This window comes from Fundidesulfovibrio agrisoli, assembly GCF_022808715.1.
GTDB classification, from domain to species: Bacteria; Desulfobacterota; Desulfovibrionia; order Desulfovibrionales; family Desulfovibrionaceae; genus Fundidesulfovibrio; species Fundidesulfovibrio agrisoli.
On sequence record NZ_JAKZKX010000019.1, the window covers coordinates 59,898 to 78,755 of the forward strand.

17 protein-coding genes are annotated in these 18,858 nt (G+C 64.6%); 5 read left to right on the forward strand and 12 right to left on the reverse strand.

The window, feature by feature from the left end; all coding sequences use genetic code 11:
* Positions 1–38 precede the first annotated feature (38 nt).
* A complete protein-coding gene (locus tag MLE27_RS13420) occupies positions 39–1,388 on the reverse strand; it encodes a glucose-6-phosphate isomerase (RefSeq protein ID WP_243312596.1) in 1,350 nt (449 codons plus the stop codon).
* Positions 1,389–1,408: 20 nt separating this feature from the next.
* Positions 1,409–2,581 carry a pyridoxal phosphate-dependent aminotransferase gene (locus MLE27_RS13425; RefSeq protein ID WP_243312597.1) on the reverse strand — a complete coding sequence of 391 codons (1,173 nt, stop codon included), beginning with the start codon at positions 2,579–2,581 and terminating at the stop codon, positions 1,409–1,411.
* A 65-nt stretch (positions 2,582–2,646) separates the two neighbouring features.
* On the opposite strand from MLE27_RS13425, the gene sfsA reads away from it, so the two are divergent.
* On the forward strand, positions 2,647–3,366 hold the full coding sequence (gene sfsA, locus MLE27_RS13430; protein ID WP_243312598.1) for a DNA/RNA nuclease SfsA: 720 nt from the start codon (positions 2,647–2,649) through the stop codon (positions 3,364–3,366).
* Positions 3,367–3,791: 425 nt separating this feature from the next.
* On the opposite strand, the gene MLE27_RS13435 is transcribed toward sfsA, so the two are convergent.
* The 9 genes from MLE27_RS13435 to MLE27_RS13475 form a co-directional block, all read right to left on the reverse strand.
* Positions 3,792–4,826 (reverse strand): dTDP-glucose 4,6-dehydratase, encoded by a 1,035-nt coding sequence (locus tag MLE27_RS13435; RefSeq protein ID WP_243312599.1) that lies wholly within the window; start codon positions 4,824–4,826, stop codon positions 3,792–3,794.
* Positions 4,827–4,879: 53 nt separating this feature from the next.
* A complete protein-coding gene (locus tag MLE27_RS13440; protein WP_243312600.1) occupies positions 4,880–5,569 on the reverse strand; it encodes a WbqC family protein in 690 nt (229 codons plus the stop codon).
* A gap of 117 nt (positions 5,570–5,686) precedes the next feature.
* Complete coding sequence (locus tag MLE27_RS13445; protein ID WP_243312601.1) at positions 5,687–6,574, reverse strand: glycosyltransferase family 2 protein; 888 nt, start codon at positions 6,572–6,574, stop codon at positions 5,687–5,689.
* A 4-nt stretch (positions 6,575–6,578) separates the two neighbouring features.
* On the reverse strand, positions 6,579–7,559 hold the full coding sequence (locus tag MLE27_RS13450) for a radical SAM protein (RefSeq protein ID WP_243312602.1): 981 nt from the start codon (positions 7,557–7,559) through the stop codon (positions 6,579–6,581).
* A gap of 2 nt (positions 7,560–7,561) precedes the next feature.
* Positions 7,562–8,488, reverse strand: coding sequence for a radical SAM/SPASM domain-containing protein (locus MLE27_RS13455; protein ID WP_243312603.1), 927 nt, complete (start codon positions 8,486–8,488; stop codon positions 7,562–7,564).
* Positions 8,478–9,038, reverse strand: coding sequence for a GNAT family N-acetyltransferase (locus MLE27_RS13460; RefSeq protein WP_243312604.1), 561 nt, complete (start codon positions 9,036–9,038; stop codon positions 8,478–8,480). The genes MLE27_RS13455 and MLE27_RS13460 overlap by 11 nt, the downstream gene beginning before the upstream one ends.
* Positions 9,035–10,924: an asparagine synthase (glutamine-hydrolyzing) gene (asnB, locus tag MLE27_RS13465; RefSeq protein ID WP_279355832.1), complete on the reverse strand. Its 1,890-nt coding sequence runs from the start codon at positions 10,922–10,924 to the stop codon at positions 9,035–9,037. The genes MLE27_RS13460 and asnB overlap by 4 nt, the downstream gene beginning before the upstream one ends.
* Before the next feature lie 91 nt (positions 10,925–11,015).
* The gene (locus MLE27_RS13470) at positions 11,016–13,427 is read right to left on the reverse strand and encodes a glycosyltransferase family 39 protein (RefSeq protein ID WP_243312605.1); all 2,412 of its coding nucleotides are present in this window, start codon (positions 13,425–13,427) and stop codon (positions 11,016–11,018) included.
* Between the two features lie 933 nt (positions 13,428–14,360).
* Entirely contained in the window at positions 14,361–14,627 is a 267-nt protein-coding gene (locus tag MLE27_RS13475) for a hypothetical protein (RefSeq protein ID WP_243312606.1), read from the reverse strand.
* A gap of 133 nt (positions 14,628–14,760) precedes the next feature.
* Between MLE27_RS13475 and MLE27_RS13480 the strand changes: the two genes are divergently transcribed.
* Both MLE27_RS13480 and MLE27_RS13485 read left to right on the forward strand, forming a co-directional pair.
* On the forward strand, positions 14,761–15,906 hold the full coding sequence (locus tag MLE27_RS13480; protein ID WP_243312607.1) for an AMIN domain-containing protein: 1,146 nt from the start codon (positions 14,761–14,763) through the stop codon (positions 15,904–15,906).
* Positions 15,907–15,925: 19 nt separating this feature from the next.
* Positions 15,926–16,837, forward strand: coding sequence for a DUF1134 domain-containing protein (locus tag MLE27_RS13485; RefSeq protein ID WP_243312608.1), 912 nt, complete (start codon positions 15,926–15,928; stop codon positions 16,835–16,837).
* Positions 16,838–16,915: 78 nt separating this feature from the next.
* Here the strand turns inward: MLE27_RS13485 and MLE27_RS13490 are convergent, their stop codons facing one another.
* Complete coding sequence (locus MLE27_RS13490) at positions 16,916–17,458, reverse strand: HDIG domain-containing metalloprotein (RefSeq protein ID WP_243312609.1); 543 nt, start codon at positions 17,456–17,458, stop codon at positions 16,916–16,918.
* Positions 17,459–17,499: 41 nt separating this feature from the next.
* Here MLE27_RS13490 and MLE27_RS13495 point away from each other — a divergent pair, with 41 nt between their 5' ends.
* Both MLE27_RS13495 and MLE27_RS13500 read left to right on the forward strand, forming a co-directional pair.
* Positions 17,500–18,327 (forward strand): WcbI family polysaccharide biosynthesis putative acetyltransferase, encoded by an 828-nt coding sequence (locus MLE27_RS13495; protein ID WP_243312610.1) that lies wholly within the window; start codon positions 17,500–17,502, stop codon positions 18,325–18,327.
* Positions 18,328–18,349: 22 nt separating this feature from the next.
* On the forward strand, positions 18,350–18,643 hold the full coding sequence (locus MLE27_RS13500; RefSeq protein WP_243312611.1) for a hypothetical protein: 294 nt from the start codon (positions 18,350–18,352) through the stop codon (positions 18,641–18,643).
* Positions 18,644–18,858: the final 215 nt, after the last annotated feature.

Genomic DNA, 18,858 nt, shown 5'->3' on the forward strand with positions numbered 1-18,858 from the left:
GACGATCCCCCTGGGGCCCGCGAAGGCTGCTGCACTGTCTAGAACTCCGTGGTCTGGCGGTCCGAAGCCAGGAAGGCGGCCAGGTCCTGCTTCTCCTTGGCCAGGCCCTCGGCCCCGAGTTTGGCCTTGGCCAGGCGTTTGCCCAGCTCCACGGCGGGCTGGTCCAGCGGGTCGATGGAGAGCAGCCAGCCCGTGAACAGGGTGGTCAGCTCCAATAGCGCGATGAGCCGGCCGGCCTCGCGCTCGGTGCAGGCGCCCAGGCCGACCTCCACCAGGGGCACGCCCGCCTGGGTCATGGCCATGCGCGAGCCGAGGGCCTCGGCGGCCAGCAGCTCGCCCATCATCTTGCCGCGCAGGTAGCCGAACTCGGCGGGGATGTCCGCCGGAAAGGCCTGGCCCTGGGGCATGTCCTGGCAGGTGAGGAACAGGCAGCCCTTGTCGCGCGGGCCGCCCAGGAACATCTGCTGCAGGGAGTGCTGGTCCGTGACGCCCACGGCGGGCAGGGGCATGGAGCCCTTGCCGTCCTTGCCCAGGCTCTCGGCCCAGAGCTGGCCGAACCAGGCCCCGAAGGTGGAGAGCTGGGGCACGTAGCTGAAGAAGATGAGCTGGTTGAAGCCCGAATCGATGAGCGACCAGTTCCAGGTGGCCAGTTGCCAGGCCGGGTGCGCCGCCAGGATTCTTGTGGAAAGGATGGTCTCGAACAGGGGCGTGGTCACGGTCAGCGCGCCCTCCACCAGGGCCTCGCAGTCGATGCCCATGAACAGCGCGGGCACCAGGCCCACGGCCGACAGCACGGAGTAGCGCCCGCCCATGTAGGTGGGCACCGGCAGGGTGGTGAAGCCGTGGGCGTCGGCCTCCTTGCGGAAGAAGCCTTCCGCGCCGGTGACCATCACCAGGTGCTCCTTCCACTTCTCGCCCAGGGCGCCTTGCAGCCACTGGCAGGCCAGGAAGTACTGGCTGGTGGTCTCGATGGTGCCGCCGGACTTGCTGATGGCCACCACCACGGTCTCCTGGGGAGGGAGCTTGGTGAAGTAGGCCGTCAGGGTGGGCACGTCCACGTTGTCGGCGATCCAGAGCCAGGGGCCGCCGTGGCCGGGCTGGTCCTGCCCGGGGGCGAAGGCCTTCTGCAGGGCGCGCGCGCCCAGGGCCGAGCCGCCGATGCCCAGCACCAGCATGTGCTTGAAGCGCTTCAGCTTGGGGGCCAGGGCCGCCAGCTCGCGCTTGAGCGCGGGCCAGTGCGGCAGGTTGATGAAGGGCAGCCTGCCCCCTTCCGGGCCGGAGAGGTCCATGGAGAGCTTCTCCACGAAGGCTCCGAGGCGGGCCTGGCCCGCACTGGGGGACACGCCCTTGGGGTATGCGCCGGACCAGTCGAGGATATTCTTGGACATGGAGTCTCTCCTTGGGATTGTCAGCTCTTGAGCACCTTGCCCACGGCCTCCAGGGCGGCGAGCAGGGTGTTGTCGTCCACGGCGTAGGAGAAGCGGACGCAGCGGTCGTCGCCGAAGGCCGCGCCCGGCACCAGGGCCACCTTGGCCTCCTCCAGGATGCGCGTGCACAGCGTGGTGGAGTCCGGCGTGGCGGCGTTGTAGCGCGCGGACACGTCCGGGAAGAGGTAGAAGGCTCCGCCGGGGTTGGGGCAGCGCACGCCCTCCCAGGTGGAGACCACCTCCATGGCCAGGTCGCGCCTGCGCTTGAAGGCGGCGCGCATCTCGGCCACGCAGTCGTAGCTGCCGGTGAGCGCGGCCACCGCGCCCTTCTGGGCGAAGGAGCACACGTTGGACGTGGACTGCCCCTGGATCTTGCTCTGGGCCTTGATGAGGTCCGGGTGGGCCACGCAGTAGCCGATGCGCCAGCCGGTCATGGCGAAGCTCTTGGCCAGGCCGTTGACCACGGCCACGTTCTCGGGGTGCTTCTGCCACCAGCCCACGCAGGAGGCGGGCTCGGACGGGGCGTAGACCAGCTGGTCGTAGATCTCGTCGGAGATCACGAAGATATTGCGGGAGACGGCCCACTCCATGATGGCGTCCAGCTGCTCGCGGGTGTAGCAGCAGCCCGTGGGGTTGGAGGGCGAGTTCAGCACCAGCACCCGCGAGTTGGGGGAGCAGGCCTTGTCCAGCGCCTCGACGCTCACCAGGAAGTCGTCCTCCGGGTCGGTGGGCACGGGCACGGGCACGCCGCCCGCCAGGATGGTCATGTCGGGGTAGCTGACCCAGTACGGCGCGGGGATGAGCACTTCCTCCCCGGGGTTGAGCAGGGACGTGAACAGGTTGAAGAGCGCCTGCTTGCCGCCGTTGGAGACGATCACGGCCTCGCGCGGCGGGGTCACGCCGTAGAAACGGCCGAAGTACCCGCCCACGGCGTCGCGCAGCTCGGGGATGCCCGGCACCGGGGTGTAGCGGGTGAAGTCCGCGTCGAGCGCGGCCACGGCCGCGGCCTTCACGTGGGCCGGGGTCGGGAAGTCGGGCTCGCCCACCGCCAGGCTGATGACGGAGACGCCCTGGGCCTTGAGCTCCTGGGCCTTGGCGTTCATGGCCAGGGTGGCCGAAGGCTTGATCCGGGACAGTTTCAGGGAAATTCTCATGCGTGCACTCTCTGCTGGCTGTACGTTTGGCGGGCGCTCAAGCCCTGCACCTTGTAGAGGAAAAAATGCAAACAGTAAATTGCCGCCCGCCGCTTGTCCCATACCCCGCAACCATTCGCACCGCGCGGCTCGTGGGCAGGCGCAAGCGCTTTCTCATGGACGTGGAGGCCGATGACGGCCCCTTCACCGCGCACACCAACAACACCGGCTCCATGTTGGGCCTGTTGCGCCCCGGCTCGGAGGTGCTGCTTTCCGTGAGCGGCTCGCCCACGCGCAAGCACGCCTGCACCGTGGAGGCCGTGCGCCTGGGCGGCTTCTGGGTGGGGGTGAACACTGCCATGCCCACGCGCGTGCTGCGCGCCGCCTGGCAGGCCGGGCTGCTGCCCGGCTGCGGAGGCTACGAGCGCTTCCGCACCGAACCGGCCTTCGCGGGCGGCCGCCTGGACGCCCTGCTCTCCGGCCCGGCGGGCGAACTCTACGTGGAGACCAAGAACGTGACCATGGTGGAGGACTGCGTGGCCCAGTTCCCCGACGCCCAGTCCGAGCGGGCCTGCAAGCACATGGGCGAGCTGGCCCGGCTGGCCGCGCAGGGCGCGCGGGCGGCGGTGTTCTTCGCGGTGCAGCGCCCCGACGGCAGGTGCTTCGCCCCGGCCGAGGTGGTGGACCCGCTCTACGCCGAGGCCTTCAGGGCGGCGCTCAAGGCTGGCGTGGAGGCCTGGCCCTTCGTGGTGGATGTGGCCGAAGACGGCCTGCGCCTGGGGGAAAGGCTGCCGCTGGCGCTGTAAATGGTGCGTCCGGCGCTTCTTGGAAATGAAACGAGGTCATGGCGGCCAAGGAAATCAACTGGCTTGCGGAGTAAAACGCGCACAGAGGAGAGTATCCTTCCCCCGCTCAGGGGCTTACCGGCAACCTGGCGGCAGGGAGAGATGACTCATTGGGACCATCCAGCGCCTCGGGGCTGAGGCGAACTATGGGGCGAGCCCCATGTTCGCAGAAAGGCGAATTCATGGCCCGCGCCGCCGGAAAGCGGTCAACCGTTCGGCAAAAAGCACGCGCCGGCTTCCATCAAACTCGTGGCCCCATTCTTCGGCCTGGGCCGGCCCCGGTGAAAGCCGGGGAAAAACCGGCCTGTCTTCAAGGACCCGCGTTCAGCTTTTTGGCCAGGGCATCGATTTCAGCTGCGGCACGGCCGAGGAATTCGACTCTTATGCTAGTGCAGCTCCCTCTTTCCAGAGGCGGAAACAATGGGGATTTCGCGCATCCATATCTGCTTGCGCCACCAGTCCTCATTGTCCTTGTACCAGTCGATGGTTTTCTTCAGGCCTTCCTCCCAACTTACGGCAGGGGTGAAGCCCAGCACCCGCTTGATCTTGGAGGCGTCCGCAGTGTGGCGCATGACCTGGCCGGGCCTGTCGCCCACGTTGATGTAGCAGTTCTTGCCCTGGCACATGGCCGCGGTGACGTCCTGGGCGAGGGAGAGGATGGAGCGGTGCACCCCTGAGCCGACGTTGAAGACCTCGCCCTCGACCTTTTCGGCCGGGGCGTGCAGGATGAGGTCCACGGCCCGGCAGGTGTCCTCCACGAAGATGAAGTCCCGGGAGGACTGGCCGTCGCCGTGCACGCGGAGCCTCTCGCCCAGCATCACCGAGGTCACGAAGCGCGGGATGACCTTCTCCAGGTGCTGGCGGGGCCCGTAGTTGTTGAAGGGGCGTACGATGACCGCGGGAATCTTGTAGGTGGCAAAGTATGAGTATACCAGCCGATCCGCCCCGCACTTGGCCGCGGCGTAGGGGCTCAGAGGGTTGAGCGGGTGTTCCTCGTTCATGGCCGCGGATTCTGCGGTCCCGTACACCTCGGAGGTGGAGATATGCACGAAGCGCTGGACGCGGTCCTTGTATTTGCAGACCGCGTTGGCGATGGTCTGGGTGCCCAGCACGTCGGTCTGGAAAAACAATGAATTGTCGTAGATGGAGCGGGTCACGTGGGACTCGGCCGCGAAGTGGACCACCATATCGGACTGGGAGACCAGGGTGTCCACCAGTTCACCGTTGAGCACGTTGCCGTACCAGAAGGTGAAGCGTTCGTCCTGGAGCTCCCAGTCGGTTACGGGCAGGTTCTCCACCTTGCCGGCGTAGGTCAGGGCGTCCAGGACAATGATCTTGTAGTCCGGGTACGTGTTGTAGATGTAGTGCGTAAAGGCCGAGCCGATGAATCCGGCTCCGCCGGTGATGAGTATGGTCTTCACGGTGTCTCCTCCGGCGGTCTTCGTACAGGAAGCGTGAACGAAAGTTAAGCCCCTTACGCCCCCGAGAGGAGGGAGGCCTTGCTCTCTGGGCCGAGGTTGAAGAGCAGGTCGATGGCCGAAAGGTGAGAGATGAAATCCCCGTGGAGTTGGGGATATACCGGGTGACGGTAGTTCTGGAAGATCACTTCCACCCCGCGCTCGGTGAAGTAGTCCACAGGGATGTAGTCCCGGCCGGCCGCCCCTTCATAGAAGGCGTTCCCGCCGAAATGCTTGACTATGGCGATGAGCCTGTCCAGCCGGTCTCCGGCGACGCCGAGCTCCGAAGACCACACCAGGGGCGTTGAGATGCCGAATGCCCCGCACATCCATTCGATCACGGCCCGGTCGAGTGCGGCCAGCAGCTCCCAGGGGCGGTTCAGGATGTCCGAGAGCTCCTCGAAATAGGGGGCGAAATGGAGGGCCTTGGAATAATACTGCACCAATGTTTTCAGGTGGTTGCGTGACCAGGGCAGTGTGTTGTTGACCCGAACGTCGCGGACAAGCGGAGGGCCGCCCTTGGTGAGTACGGGCACTGTAAGCCAGTGTGGGCCGCCCGGAATCTTGATCCTGTTGCGGTTGCGCCAGCCCCCCTTGTCGAACTGCACATCGTCGTAGAGTACGAACACGTCGCAGCGTGCGATTTGCTCGAAATAGCCCAGCCAGGGCAGGTAACTGGGCTGAAGGATGCCTACGGTGGTGGCCATGGCGTCACCCTGCAAGGGCGATGGGTGCCGGGGGGCGTCCCGCGCACGTAAAATCGCCCACGGCTTCGCCGGGCCAACGCAGGGAGGGGGCCACGCCCATCGTGGTCGGAAGCCGTGTCACTGCGGAGTCTCCCACTGGGCGGGATCCAGCCTGATGACGCGTCCGCCGGGCGCCTTTTTAACCTTTCCGAGTACTCGCCACGCCCACCAGAACTTAAAAACGTCCTTGAGCGAAGCCCGGAGTGCTTTCAGCCGGGTACCTTTGGCCTCCCCCGCCTCCCTGGGGATGAAATTGATCGGAACCTCCACCAGGGACGCCCCGCTCATGAACGCCTTGTACAGCAGTTCGGGGTTGGCGAAGGAGCTGTCGGCCTCCGCCGTGGCGATGATGGGCTGGATCAGGCGGGATGGGTAGAACACCACGTTCTGGTAGTCCGAGAGGGGAAGGCCGTAGAGCACACGGATCAGGCTGTAGTTGATCACCGATACCAGGGCCTTGGGCACGGTGTCCGAGCGGCGGGTGAGGTGCTTGATCCCGAAAAGCTTGAGCAGCAGGGCCAACGGCTTGAACAGGCCCAAACGCACTGTGACGGGTGCGCGGCGTACCCCCGCCACCACGTCGCAGGTTTTGAGGAACTCCAGGAAAATGCGCAGCAGGGTGATGTCGTAGGACCAGTCCACGGTCTGCCAGAAGAGGTACTCCTTGGTGGCCGAGGCCACAGCCCGGCGGCTGGAGTACCCCACGTTGCGGTTCACCTCGTTGGTGACCACCCGCAGGCGCGGCAGTTCGGCGCTCAGGCGCGCTAGGATTTCCGGGGTGCGGTCCTTGCTGCCGTCGTCCACCACCACGATCTCATAGTCTTCCACCGAACTCGAAAGCATGGCGTCGGCGCGGCGCAGGAAACCCTCGATGAGTATTTCCTCGTTGTAGGCCCAGCTGACCAGGGAAACCCCCCGGTCGAATTTGGGCAGCGCATCGGCGTATTGCTTCGAGTAGAGCGTCATGTGCTCATTTCCCGACGCTGCCCCGGGACTCTTTGACGGCATCCGCGTCGCGCATGATCTTCCAGTAGTTGTACTCCCAGGAGCGGTACTTCCAATCGGGGCACTTGGCGCAGATGGGTATCTCGTGGCCTTTTCCCGCCAGGTGCAGTTCGCGCAGGCGGGCGAATTCGGGGCCGTGCCAGATGTCCTTGATGCTGCGCTCGTGGACGTTGGCGAACTTTTCGGCGAAGGCGATGTCCTCGCCGCAGATGGTGGCGAATCCCCGGGAGTCGATGTTGAAGCGCTCGAAGAGCCAAGGGCAGGGAATGCGCTCCTCCGGGGGCAGGTAGGCGGTGGCGTCGGCGGAGTGGTCCTCGTTGTAGCCCCAGGTGAGGTACTTCCTGATCTGCACCTTGTCGGCGATGGGGCTCCAGTGCGCCTCCACCTCGGCCACGTCCACGCCTTCCTGGTTGATGGCGCTGACCACCACGCGGGTGGGCGAGCCCAGGCGGTTGCGGATCTCCACGGCCTGGCGCACGTTGTCGTTGAGGGTGTCCCAGTCCAGGCCGGGGCGGGCCCAGGCGTAGGTTTCGGCGTCGCCGGCGTCCACGCTGAACTCCAGGGCGTCCACGCCTGCGGCGATTAGGCGCTCCAGGTCGCCCTCGGCGAAGGCCGAACCGTTGGTGATGAGCCCGACCTTGGCCCCCTGCGCCTTGGCGTACTCCAGAAGCTCAACCGCGTTCGGGTGGAGCATGGGCTCGCCGCCGCCCGAGATGCGCAGCATGGACCCGTATCGCCCGCACTCGTCGGCGATGCGCTTGAAGAGGTCGTCCGGCATGTACAGCGCGTCGGCGTAGTCCTCGCGGATGTCGGAGTTGTTGTAGGGGCAGTTGGGACAGCCCGCATTGCAGACGTAAATGAAGGACAGGACCACCATCATGGGGAAGTCCTGGGCTTCCTCGCGGATGCCGTACTCTTGCCGGGTGTGCTTAACGTCGCTTGCCATGGTCATCCTTGTTTGGCCGCGTCCGCCAGGGCGAAGTCAGCGTACCCGGACTGCCAGTCGCGGCAGTCGCGGCACATGGGCGGGAGCTCGTCGAAGCGGCCCTGCAGGTGCATCCGGCGGTACTCGCTGAGCATGCCGCCCCAGAGCTCCTTGATGGAGGAGGTGTTCACGTCGCCGCAGGGCACGCGGCAGTGCACGTCCACCGAGCACAAGGCTGCCCGGCCGTCGGCGCAGATGTTGATGGTGCGCATGAGCCAGTAGCAGGGCCTGCGCCCAACCTGTTCGTTCTCCCGCAGGTTGTCGGCGCTGACCAGGCCCGCCCAGCTCACCTTGGGGCGTATCTTCACGTTGACGCCCACGGAGTTCCAGAAGGCCTTGAAGTCATCCACCTGGTCCTCGTTGATGTCGCTGACCACGAACTGGACGAACAGCTTCTGGCCGGGGCGGCCGATCTGCTTGAGGATGTCGCGGTAGGCCAGCACGTTGGCCACGGCGGTTTCGTACTTGCCGCCCACGCGGATCCGCTTGTAGGTATCGGGCTTGGCCGCGTCGATGCCCACGTACATGGCGTCGAGCCCCGCCTCGATGACCGCGCGGGCCTTTTCGGGCTTCATGAGCACGCCGTTGGTGTTGAGCACCACGTCGGTGAGGCCCTTCTGCTTGGCGTAGCGGATGCGCTCGGGCATGTCGCGGCACATGAAGGGGTCGCCGAAGAAGATCTGCCACACCCTGGCCGAGGGGTTCTCCAGGGCGACCTCGTCGATGACCTTGCGGTAGAGCCCGAAATCCATGATCTGCACCTTGCGGTGCTTGGTCATGTTGGGGTGGTCGCACATGGAGCACCGGAGGTTGCAGGCGTTGCAGTTGTCGATGAGGACCACGGCCGGGAAGCCGGCGGCTTCCTGGGTCCTGTCGGCCCTATGCGTCATGTTTGTTGTCGTCATATTCTTGGCGAAGCTGGGACATGACGGCCACGTCCACGGGTTTGCCCCCGATGTGGTAGTGCTGCCTCAGCACGCCATCCTCCCTGAAACCGTGGCGGCTGTATAGGCTCCTGGCGGGGAGGTTGTCCAGCCCGACATGCAGGTAGAGCTTGCGCAGCCCCAGCATGTCGAAAGACAGTTGTTTCATGAGGCCGAGCGTTTCGGATGCGGCGCCCATGCCGCGGTATTCGGCTTCGCCCAGGTAGATCCAGAATTCGCCGCGCAGGTGCGTCATGTCGAGGTGGTACAGGCCTGTGTTGCCGATGTGGATGCCGCCGGGCTTCCACAGGATGGCGTAGACCAGCTTGCCCGGATCGGAAAGGATGTTGGCGAACCAGCGCTGATGGTCCTCGGGGGTCACGTGGGAAACGCGCAGGACCGTGGACATGATGAAGGGGTCGTTGACCCACTTCCGCGAGCGCTCCAGGTGCTCCGCCGCAAGCGGAACAAGGCGCACCTTGCCGCCCTCCAGCACAGGCTGGTGCTTCACGGTCATGATTGCCGCTCCAGCCAGGCGCTCATGCAGGTGAGCGACCACACTTTGGCGTTGAGGCTCTGGTCACCGGCCATGAAGCGCTGCATGAGGCCGTCCACTGCGGCGCGCGAGAACATGTGCTCCGGCAGGGAGGCCATGGCCTGGGTGGTGAAATCCTTCAGCGGGCCGCGCATCCAGGTGTAGACCGGCTGCACGAAACCCTCCTTGGGGCGGTCGATCAGCTCCTGGGGCAGGAGCCCGGCCAGGGCCTTGCGCAGGATGTGCTTGGTGGAGAGCCCCCGGATCTTGAGCGAGCCCGGCAGGGAGTTCACATACGCCACCATCCGGTGGTCCAGGAAGGGGCAGCGCACCTCGATGGAGTGGGCCATGGACAGCCTGTCCACGAAGGGCAGCACCTGGTTGGGCAGAAGCTCGCGCTGGTCGGTCTCCAGGCTGCGGTTCAGGGCGTCGCGGGCGGTGAGTGACATTTGAATTGCGTCGTACGGATTGCGTCCCACATCCTCCCCGGCGGCGGCCAGAAATCCCGGGGTCAGCAGCTCACGGCGCTCGGCGTGGGTGAACACATCCAGGCGCTCCCGCCAGGCCGCCAGCGTCGGCGCGGCCACCCGGTCCAGGAAGGCAAACTGCTGCGGCGTGTCGAAGGGGGCGATGGCTTCGCGGTCGGCGGCCGTGAGGTCCTCGAAGCGGGCCTTGCCTTCTAGCCTCTTGAGGCGGTTCCAGACCTCCACCGGGAAGGCCAGGCGGTGGGCCAGGTAGCTGCCGAAGAGTTCGTCCGCCCCGTCGCCGGACAGGGCCACGGTAATGTGGCGGCGCATGTATTCCGAGAGGAAGTACGTTGACACGGTGCCGGAGAAGGGCTCGTCGAAGGCCCGCATCACCCCCAGGAAATCCCTCGCGAAGTCCCCGGCGGTGATGATGTGCTCGTGGTGGTCGGTACCCAGCCGCCCGGCCATCATACGGGAGAAGTAAAGGTCGCGCGACTTGCCCTCCTGCTGGCCGCCCTCCAGATCGGCGTAGCCCAGGCAGAAGGTCTTCACCGGTTTGGACAGGAACCTGGCCATGAGCGCGGTCACCGCCGAAGAGTCCATGCCGCCCGACAGGTACGCGCCATAGGACACGTCGCAGTCCATGCGTAGGCGCACCGAATCAGTGAGCAGCTCAAGGATGCGCGCGGCCGCTTCGCTTTCATCCGGCACGTCAGGGAAGGAAGGGAAGTCGAGCTTCCAGTACGGCCTAGGCTCCTCGATGCCGCCATCCGGCGTCCAGGCCAGGCAATGCCCGGGCGGGAGCTGGCGGATCTGGAGGTAGGCCGTGCGCGGGGCGCTGGTGTTCTTCAGGCCGAAGTATCGGTAGAGGCTGCCGTGGTCCAACTCGCGGGACACGTCGGAATGCCTGAGCAGGGCTTTGATTTCCGAGGCGAAGGCGATGCCCGTGGGGATTGGGGCCCAGTACAGGGGCTTCTTGCCCAAACGGTCGCGGTAGAGCAGTAAACGCTGGCGGGCCTGGTCCCATATGGCCAGGCCGAACATGCCGTTGGCCTGGGCCTTTTCCGGCCAGAGGACCCCGTGCTCCTCATAGGCGTGGACCACGGTCTCCGTGTCGCAGTGATGGGTGGCGAAGCGGTGTCCGGCCGCGGTGAGGGCGCGGCGCATGGCGGCGTGGTTGTATATCTCGCCGTTGAACACCGTGACCACGGTCCCGTCCTCGTTGGCGATGGGCTGGCGCCCGCCGGAGAGGTCCACGATGGCCAGCCTGCGCATGGCCAAGCTCACCTGGGGATGATCGAGGTAGCCCTCGTCGTCCGGGCCGCGATGGGTCAAGGACCGGCACATGTCCCGGAGAAGGCGGGGGGCCGGAGGGCCGGTGAACCCGGCTATGCCGCACATGGGGCGCTCGCTTTCTTATGAGTTGCGGGAGCGGGGCACGCGTTTGACTGCTCCACTGCGGCCGGGCGCGCGGCAAACGGGGAATGGCCGCTCACTTCGCGCCTCCGCCATGGTGCGCTCCGGGCGCGGGATTAAGGATAATGGCGTCGTCCTTGACCCAGAGCTGAGCCCGCCCGGTGATCTTGATGTCAAGGTGGAGAACCCGCCCCTCGGGCACATCGTTCAAGGGAAGATCATAGCGCATGCCCAGCGGGGTCCATTTGCCTTCAACCCCGGCAAGAAAGAGAAGCTGCTGCCCAGTATCCGCGTTGACGACTTTTACCGTGTCGGCTTGTTTCCCCACCCTGGGATAGAGAGCCAGGGTTCCCTGCTTGGCTACCGTAACCCGCACTGTGCCAGGATGCGCTTCGTCCGCAACCCCAAAGCATTGCCAACCGGGGATCTCCTGGGTGGGGACCTCCGCGAGGTTTTCATGTGAGGCCTGCGCCGGCTGCAGAAGCGGAACGGCCTTTGTGTCGACCGGCGAACTGGATACCGTGTTCAATATGTCGCACCGGGCCGCATCATCCTGTTCACCTACGTACAGCTTGATGTTTTCGATCCGCAACAGGCTTGCATTGTCAAGATAGGGGTCAGGGGGCCAGCGTTGCGCCTTGAGTTTGACACGGACGAAAAGCTCCCGCGCGGAGTCCGGCATCAGCAGGTTGAACCGTTCGATTATCCCTGTCCCGACTTTTACTCCGTAATGGGCCGACTGGAAATGGACGCCATCAGGAGAAAGGGCGACCTCGACGATATTCCCGTTGAGCTCATTCGTATACCGGATATTCCCGAATACAGACCGCTTTTTAGGCTGGCCGAAAACTATCTTGTAGATGAACCAACAATCGCCGCTCGTGTCAGCCGGGAGCAGGGCTCCGCCCCAGTACGGGCTCAAAAATATCTTGTTCTGCGCGTACACGTGCCGGAAATGGTTGAATCCAGGGAAGGTGAACTCTATCGGCAGGTGCGGCGGGTCTCCCGCCATGACCGGGGATCGCCGAACGACTGTTGAATAGAAGGTGGTGTACCGATCGAGCTGAACACCCTCCGTACTCGCGAATGCGCTCCAGAACTCTTGTTCGCCGCCGGATTGCTGGCCAAAGGGCAGATCCCCCCCTGAAACGATGGAGACGGTTATGTCGCCTTCTCCGGCGGGAATAGTCTGTTTCCGGATGTCATTTTCAGGGTGCCGTGACAAATACCAATCGAGTCTGTGGCGGGTCAAATGGTCGGAAAAAATAACAGCGCTACCAGGTTTGACAAGAGTGGAGAGACTGTCGGCAACTTGCCGGTAATAGGCAGGATTGAGCCACAGTGTTATATTCGAAAGTTCGCTGTAGAGGGCCGTGTTGTAGACCGAGAATATATAAATGGCTGAGGAGAATCCAGCCAGCGGAACAAGCACCTTCACTATGCGAGGCAGCAGATACGAAGCGCCTATGCCTGTAAAGGCAAAGAGCAAAGGAAGGGCATACGCGACGCGGTGGAAGCGGTCAGGGCCGTCAAACATACCTTTCCCCGACATATGCATTGCAAGGGCAGGTAAAAAAACAAGCGAGGCGGACATTACGGCCTCGAGCAGGCTCCTCTTGAACAGCACGCAGAGTCCCAGGAGAAGAAAGCCCACCAAAATGATTGCAAATACAGTAATTGAGGCTGTCGGGGAGAATGCATCGAAAAGAGTCACCGGGATCTTTGACCAACTAAAATGCGTTGCTATGGAGCTTCCTCGATGCGTGTTTGCATAGCCTGACCCGACAAGGGGGATGAGCCTGTACATCACCCACAAGGCGGGTATTGCCACTATGGAGTAGTGTATCAGGGCGAATTTTTTGGAGCACTCCCTCCAGTGCGTCACCAGGAAGATCGCCAGTAAAAAAGCTTCGATGCCTGAAAAAACAAACGACCCCTCGTAAATGCACATTGCCGCGGCGTTGACGAGCGCCAAAGGGATGGCCCCAGACCTGAAACCGCTTCTGAGCGTTTTGAAGAATAATATGGATGACCACGCGGAAAGGCAGAAAAAGAACGCATATGTCAGCCACGCGAACCTTGAGTAGCATATAAGCAGAATGTTGATGGCGGCCATCAAGGCAGCTACGTGGCCAGCTGAGCGCCCCTCGAGTTCCTTCCCGAGGCCAAAACAAAAATAAACCCCGAGAACACCCAGTATAGCAGCTGGTGCACGAAGGATCCATTCCTCCGTGCCAAAAAGCGAAGCAGCCTTCACTACAAACAGGTTATAATGTGGTGATGGCGAATACTTATGGATGAAGGCGAACAACTCGGACCAAGAGAGTTGCGTAAAAATCACTCCGCATTCCAACTCATCTTGCCAAAGCGTCGGCACGCCAAGATGATAAAACCGAAGCACCGCCGCAACAAGGAGGAGGAGCAGCAGCGTTACATCAGGGTGCCATTCCTGTGGTGACAAGGCCCTGGCGGAATCAGTTGTTTTCATATGGAAATTTTTAGGTGCAGCAATTGTTCAGTCCAGACGGGAATAGAGCAGGCGCTTAATCATCACCAATCATTCAAATCTTTGAGCCTCAAATCAGGGCATATTGAGCTTAATTGCCCTGCGAAAGAAGCGACTGAAAAGGTCGGCGTTTCTGACGCTATCACCTTATTTAACAACCGAATACCCGAGCGCCACAACTCCGAACACGTGTGACAGCACCGCCCTCTCTTCATATAACAGCTTTAATTCTTTGTCCACAATATTTCCCAAGCTATCCTGCCGCACAGTGTACGTACAACATCAGCCGACACACTTACATACTGATGCTTCGATGCCGATGCACTTGACATTTGCATGGAATGCTTCGAACCCCATCGAGCGCGAGGGCATGTAGCGGCCATGCAATCATCCCTAATATAGCCTCAACCCAGACGAGCTCCCTGACATAGCAGCATCTGGTTCTCCCGTTTGTTGAAAGGCTGGCCAATATGGTCTTTGGCCGATTCCCGGGAGACCACGCAGGCAGCGGTGCATGTAGCCCCGGGAACGAAAGGCGCTCACGGTCTTCGGAGACCCTCACGGACGGCCGCGGAGTCGCCACCATGAGCACCTCTGGGCCAGAAGACACGCGGACTAGGAGCGCTTCAAGCGCACATTCAGTGAAGGTCTGGCTTGAAAAACAAATCAATTCTTCCGGCCTCTTGCGAGATGCCCAGGATCGATGGAGCGACGGCATCAACGTCAACCTCCATCGCCCCGCACTCGCGCGGGCCGCAGCAGGCATTCAAGGTTAGGCGCCGCCGACTTGAGAATCTCAAAATGGGCGCGGGCTGAGATAAGGTCCGTACACCGAGTCCGGTGCGGCCGACATGACGGCTTGCGCCCTAACCGGCCTTCAGCAGCCGGAGGCCCCAACCCTACACGAACACCCCGCTAGATGCCCTGCTCCCCGGGCTGGTCGCGGCGCAGCTTCTCGCCGTATTTCACCCTGGCCTCCCAGACCTTGTGGCCTATGCGCTTGCCCAGGTCCGCCTGGCGGGCCTTGACCAGCGCCTCGGCGGCGGCCCTGTCCCCCTGGGAGGTGAGCATGGCGGCGGACTCCAAATCCCGCAGGTACTTGGCGCATTCGGCGATGACGCCGGTCAGGTCGAGATGGTCGAGCTCCGCGGGAACGCGCACGGAACGGACGCGGCGTTGCATGGGGCACCTCCTATCGTTTACGCCCGTATTACATCGCGTACCTCCGATCGTCAACGCATCGCGGCATCCGTAAAGCCCCCGGCCCCTTGCGGATGCCGCCGCATCGGTGATACCGGACCTTCAAGGAGTGACAATGGCCCTAACCCGCAACGACAAGCTGCTCATCCTGGCCGCCGTGGTCCTGGCTTCCGCCGTGGTGGGCGGCCTGGCCTGGTGGCGCACCTCCGGCATTCAGGCCCCCGGGCCTGCACCGGCCCAGCAGGCGGCCCCGGTCACTCCGCCCTCCCCCGCCGCTCCCCCCGCTCCCGCGCCTGCGCCCGCACCGGCCGTGGAGCAGAAGATCACCATCGACATGGGGGCCAAGCCCCCCGCCGCCCAGCAGCCCGCGCCCACGCCCATCCCCGGGCAGGAGCCGGACAAGTCCCTGCAGACCATCTTCTCCGAGGCGCCGCCTCCTCCCGCGCCCGAGCCGCAGCCCATGCCGGACATCGTCACGACTCCAGGGCCGGCGCCCGAACCGGCCCCCGCGCCGCAGCCGCCCCAGAAGCCCAAGAACGAGACCAAGGCCCAGCGCAAGGCCCGGCTCGCCGCCGAGCGCAAGGCCCTGGATGAGGCCAAGCGCGCCGATGAGCTGGCCCGCAAGGATCGCGAGGAGACCCTCAAGCGCGCCCAGGAAGAGCTGCGCAAGGCCGAGGCCGAGCTCAAGCGCGCCAAGCAGCAGGCCCCCGCCGTGACGGCGCAGCCCGAACCGGCCCCCGCGCCTGCGGAGCCCGCCGCGGCCAAACCCGAGGCCCCGGCGAAGCCGGAAGCACCGGCCAAGCCCCAGGCGGCCACGAAGCCGGAACCGGCCGCATCGCCAAAAGCCGAGGCCAAGCCCGGGGGGATGCCGGAGGTCACAATTGAGGCGAATCCGGAAGCGAAGCCCGAAGTGAAAGTGGAATCCAAGGGCCCGGCCACCGGCGAGCGCAGGGTCGTCGACCACCTGAGCATCAGCGAATCGAACGGAGACGTGATCCTGACCCTGGCGGGAGCGTCCACCTCGGCCAAGCCCGAGGCCACGCTGCTGGACAGCCCGCCCCGGCTGGTCATCGACCTGCCCGGCGACTGGAGCGTCAAACACCCGGACAAACCCGCGAGCACCCTGGTCAAGGCCGTGCGCCTCGGCCGCCACCCGGACAAGCTGCGCCTCGTGCTGGACCTGGCCGCCCCGGCCAAGGGCCCCAAGCACCCCGCAGTGGAAAAGACCGGCGACGGGCTCGTGGTCAAACTGAGCAAATAACCCAAGACGGAGCAACGCCTTGAAAGCACCGGCCACCTTCCTCCGCGTATCCGCCAGGGCTCTGGGCCTGGCCCTGGGCCTCGCCGCCCTGACACCGTTCGCCGCTTCCGCCCTCCAGGAGCGCAGCATCACCGACGAGCCCACCGTGAACAAGTCGCAGCCGCCCGCCCTGGCCGCCCCCTCGGGCACGGCCAAGGGCAGCGTCGCGCCCGATGCGCCCGCGGCTCCAGCGCCTGCCCCGGCGGCGGAACCAGCCCCCCCGGCCAAGAGCGCGCCCAAGCAGTATTCGCCCCCGTCTGACCAGAACCAGGGCTCCTGGAGCCCCGGCGGAAACGGCGCGGCCAAGGACGGAGGGTCCACCGGCCCCTCCAGCACGCCGCCTCCCCCCGCCGCTTCCGGCGGCCCGACCAACGGGGACATCTTCTCCATGCCCGAGGCAAAGCAGGTGCAGACCTACTCCAAGAAGGAAGTGGACGAGCAGGTCATGGGCTTCTTCGAGGGCGGCGCGCGCGGCCTTGCGGACATGACCTCCCGCGCCTTCGAGCGCTACGGACAGCCCACCGGCTTCATCAAGGGCAACGAGGGCGCGGGCGCCCTGGTGGTCGGCCTGCGCTACGGCGAGGGCTGGCTGTACCTGAAGAACGGCAAGAAGGCCTACGTTTACTGGCAGAGCCCCTCCGTGGGGCTGGACCTGGGCGCCAACGCCTCCAAGGTGTTCTGCCTGATCTACAACATGACCGACCCGGAGCAGATCTACCAGCGCTTCCCCAGCGTGGACGGCAGCGCCTACGTGGTGGGCGGGTTCGGCATGAACTACCAGCAGTCCGGCAACATCATCCTGGCCCCGATCAGGTTCGGCGTGGGGCTGCGCCTGGGCGCCAACGTGGGGTACATGCACTTCACCAAGGAGCGGACGATCAATCCGTTCTAGGGCAGGATGCGAACGTGATGAAAAAGCCCCCGGCCGCAAGGCCGGGGGCTTTTTTCGTTTTTACGAACCTGCCGGGCGCTACCCCGCCTTCACCTCCGCCATGGCCGCGATAGCCAGCGCCAGAAACTCGTCCAGCGCCATCCCGGCCTTGTCGCACTCAAGGATGTTCTCCCGCCGTACGGAGCGGGCGAAGGCCTTGTCCTTCATTTTCTTCTTCACGCTCTTGGGCTCCAGGCCCTCGTAGCCCGAGGGCCGCATGAGCGTGGCCGCGTGGATGATCCCCGTAACCGACTCGGCGCAGCGCAGGGCGTAGTCCAGCTCCGCCGCAGGCTCCACGCCCGTCATCTCGCTGTTGTGGGCCGCTATCGCCGTAACCACCTCCTGCGGCACCTTGCCCTCAAGCATCCCGCCGGCCTCCAGGCCGTGGCGCTCGGGGGCGTCCTTGGTCAGGGGGTAGTCCACGTCGTGGAGCAGCCCCGTCAGGCCCCAGAGGGCCTCGTCGCGCCCGAGCTTGCGGGCCATGGCCGCCATGACCGCCTCGGACTGCAGGGCGTGCAGCAGCATGTGGCTTTCGGGATTGTGGGACTCGATCAGGGCCAGGGCTTCGTCGCGGGCGATCATGCGTGTTCTCCTCGATCACATTGTCTGCTAAATGGGCTTGCATGGAAGACGGCAAGCGGCTCTGCATCCTGCACGGCAACTGCCAGGGCGAGATCCTGGCGGCGCTGCTTTCGGCCTCGCCGGAATTCTCGGCCGAGTACCGGGTGGAGTTTTACGTCAACTTCACCCGGCAGGCCATACCCGAGGCGAGCCTTTCGCGTTGCGCCCTGCTCCTGCACCAGCACCTGGGCGAACAGTGGACCGACCTGGCCTCCGCAGCCCTGAAGGCCCGCCTGCCAGCCGGGGCGCGCGCCCTGTGCTACCCGAACATGTTCTTCAAGGGGTACTGGCCGTTCTGGTCCGGCAAGGCGGGCATCGACTTCCGTGACTCCATGCTCGACTCGCTGCTCGACAGGGGCCTGCCCCCTGCGGATGTCATGCGCATGGCGCTCTCGCGCAACCTGCCCGCCATGTTCGGCCTGCAGGACATGCTGGCCGAGACCTTCGCCCGTGAGGAAGCCAAGCAGGCCCTGTGCGACGTGCCCTACCTGGACGTTCTGCGGCGCGGCTACAGGGCCGAGCGGCTGTTCAACACCATCAACCATCCGCGCACGCGGCTGATGCTGCACGCTGCGGATTCTGTCCTCGAATTGCTGGGCATGCCGCCCTTGCCGGATGACTTCCGCACCCGCTGCCCGGAGCTGTTCGCCGAATTCGAGCTGCCCATCAACCCGCGCGCGGCCGAGTGCTACGGCCTCGAATTCGCCGGGGACGAGACGAGCTACAACGTGTTCGGCACGCCCATGCGATACATGGAATACGCCGCGCTCTACCTGGAGTGCAGGCTGGCCGGGCGCGGGGACTTCATCGCCTATCTTCAGGGGAACTGAACAGAAACCACAGGAGCACGCCATGACCGCCTCCCAGAACGTTTTCCCGGACATCATCTCCTCCCGCCTGGAGGATTTGAGCAAGGCCCCGCTGCCAGGCGAGGAGGCCCCCACCTACTTCGAGAGCCTGCGCAAGGCCGAGGAGCGCCTGCTGGAGCTGGTGCCCGAGCAGGCCAGGGAACAGGCCGCCGAGGTGCTGGCCGAGATGGAGGGGCTCACGGAGCGCATACGGCAGACCTACGTGCGCTTCGCCTACATTCAGGGGCTGCAGGACGGCAGCAAGCTGCGCGAGGTGCTGGCCGGGCCTGTTCGCTGATGATTTGGGCCGGGGAAGGGCCTCCGGCGGCCAAGGGGCTTCGCCCCTTGGAACCCCATTTGGGATTGTTGTTGCAGTCTGGCCAGGGGGCCTGCGGGGGAAACCCGATTCGGCCGCATAATCGGGTTTGAGTCATCCGAGCGGCCCTGCCCGCGCGGCGCAAGCCGACATATCGGAAGAATATCGTCATGCGCCGCACGGGCAGGGCCGCTCGG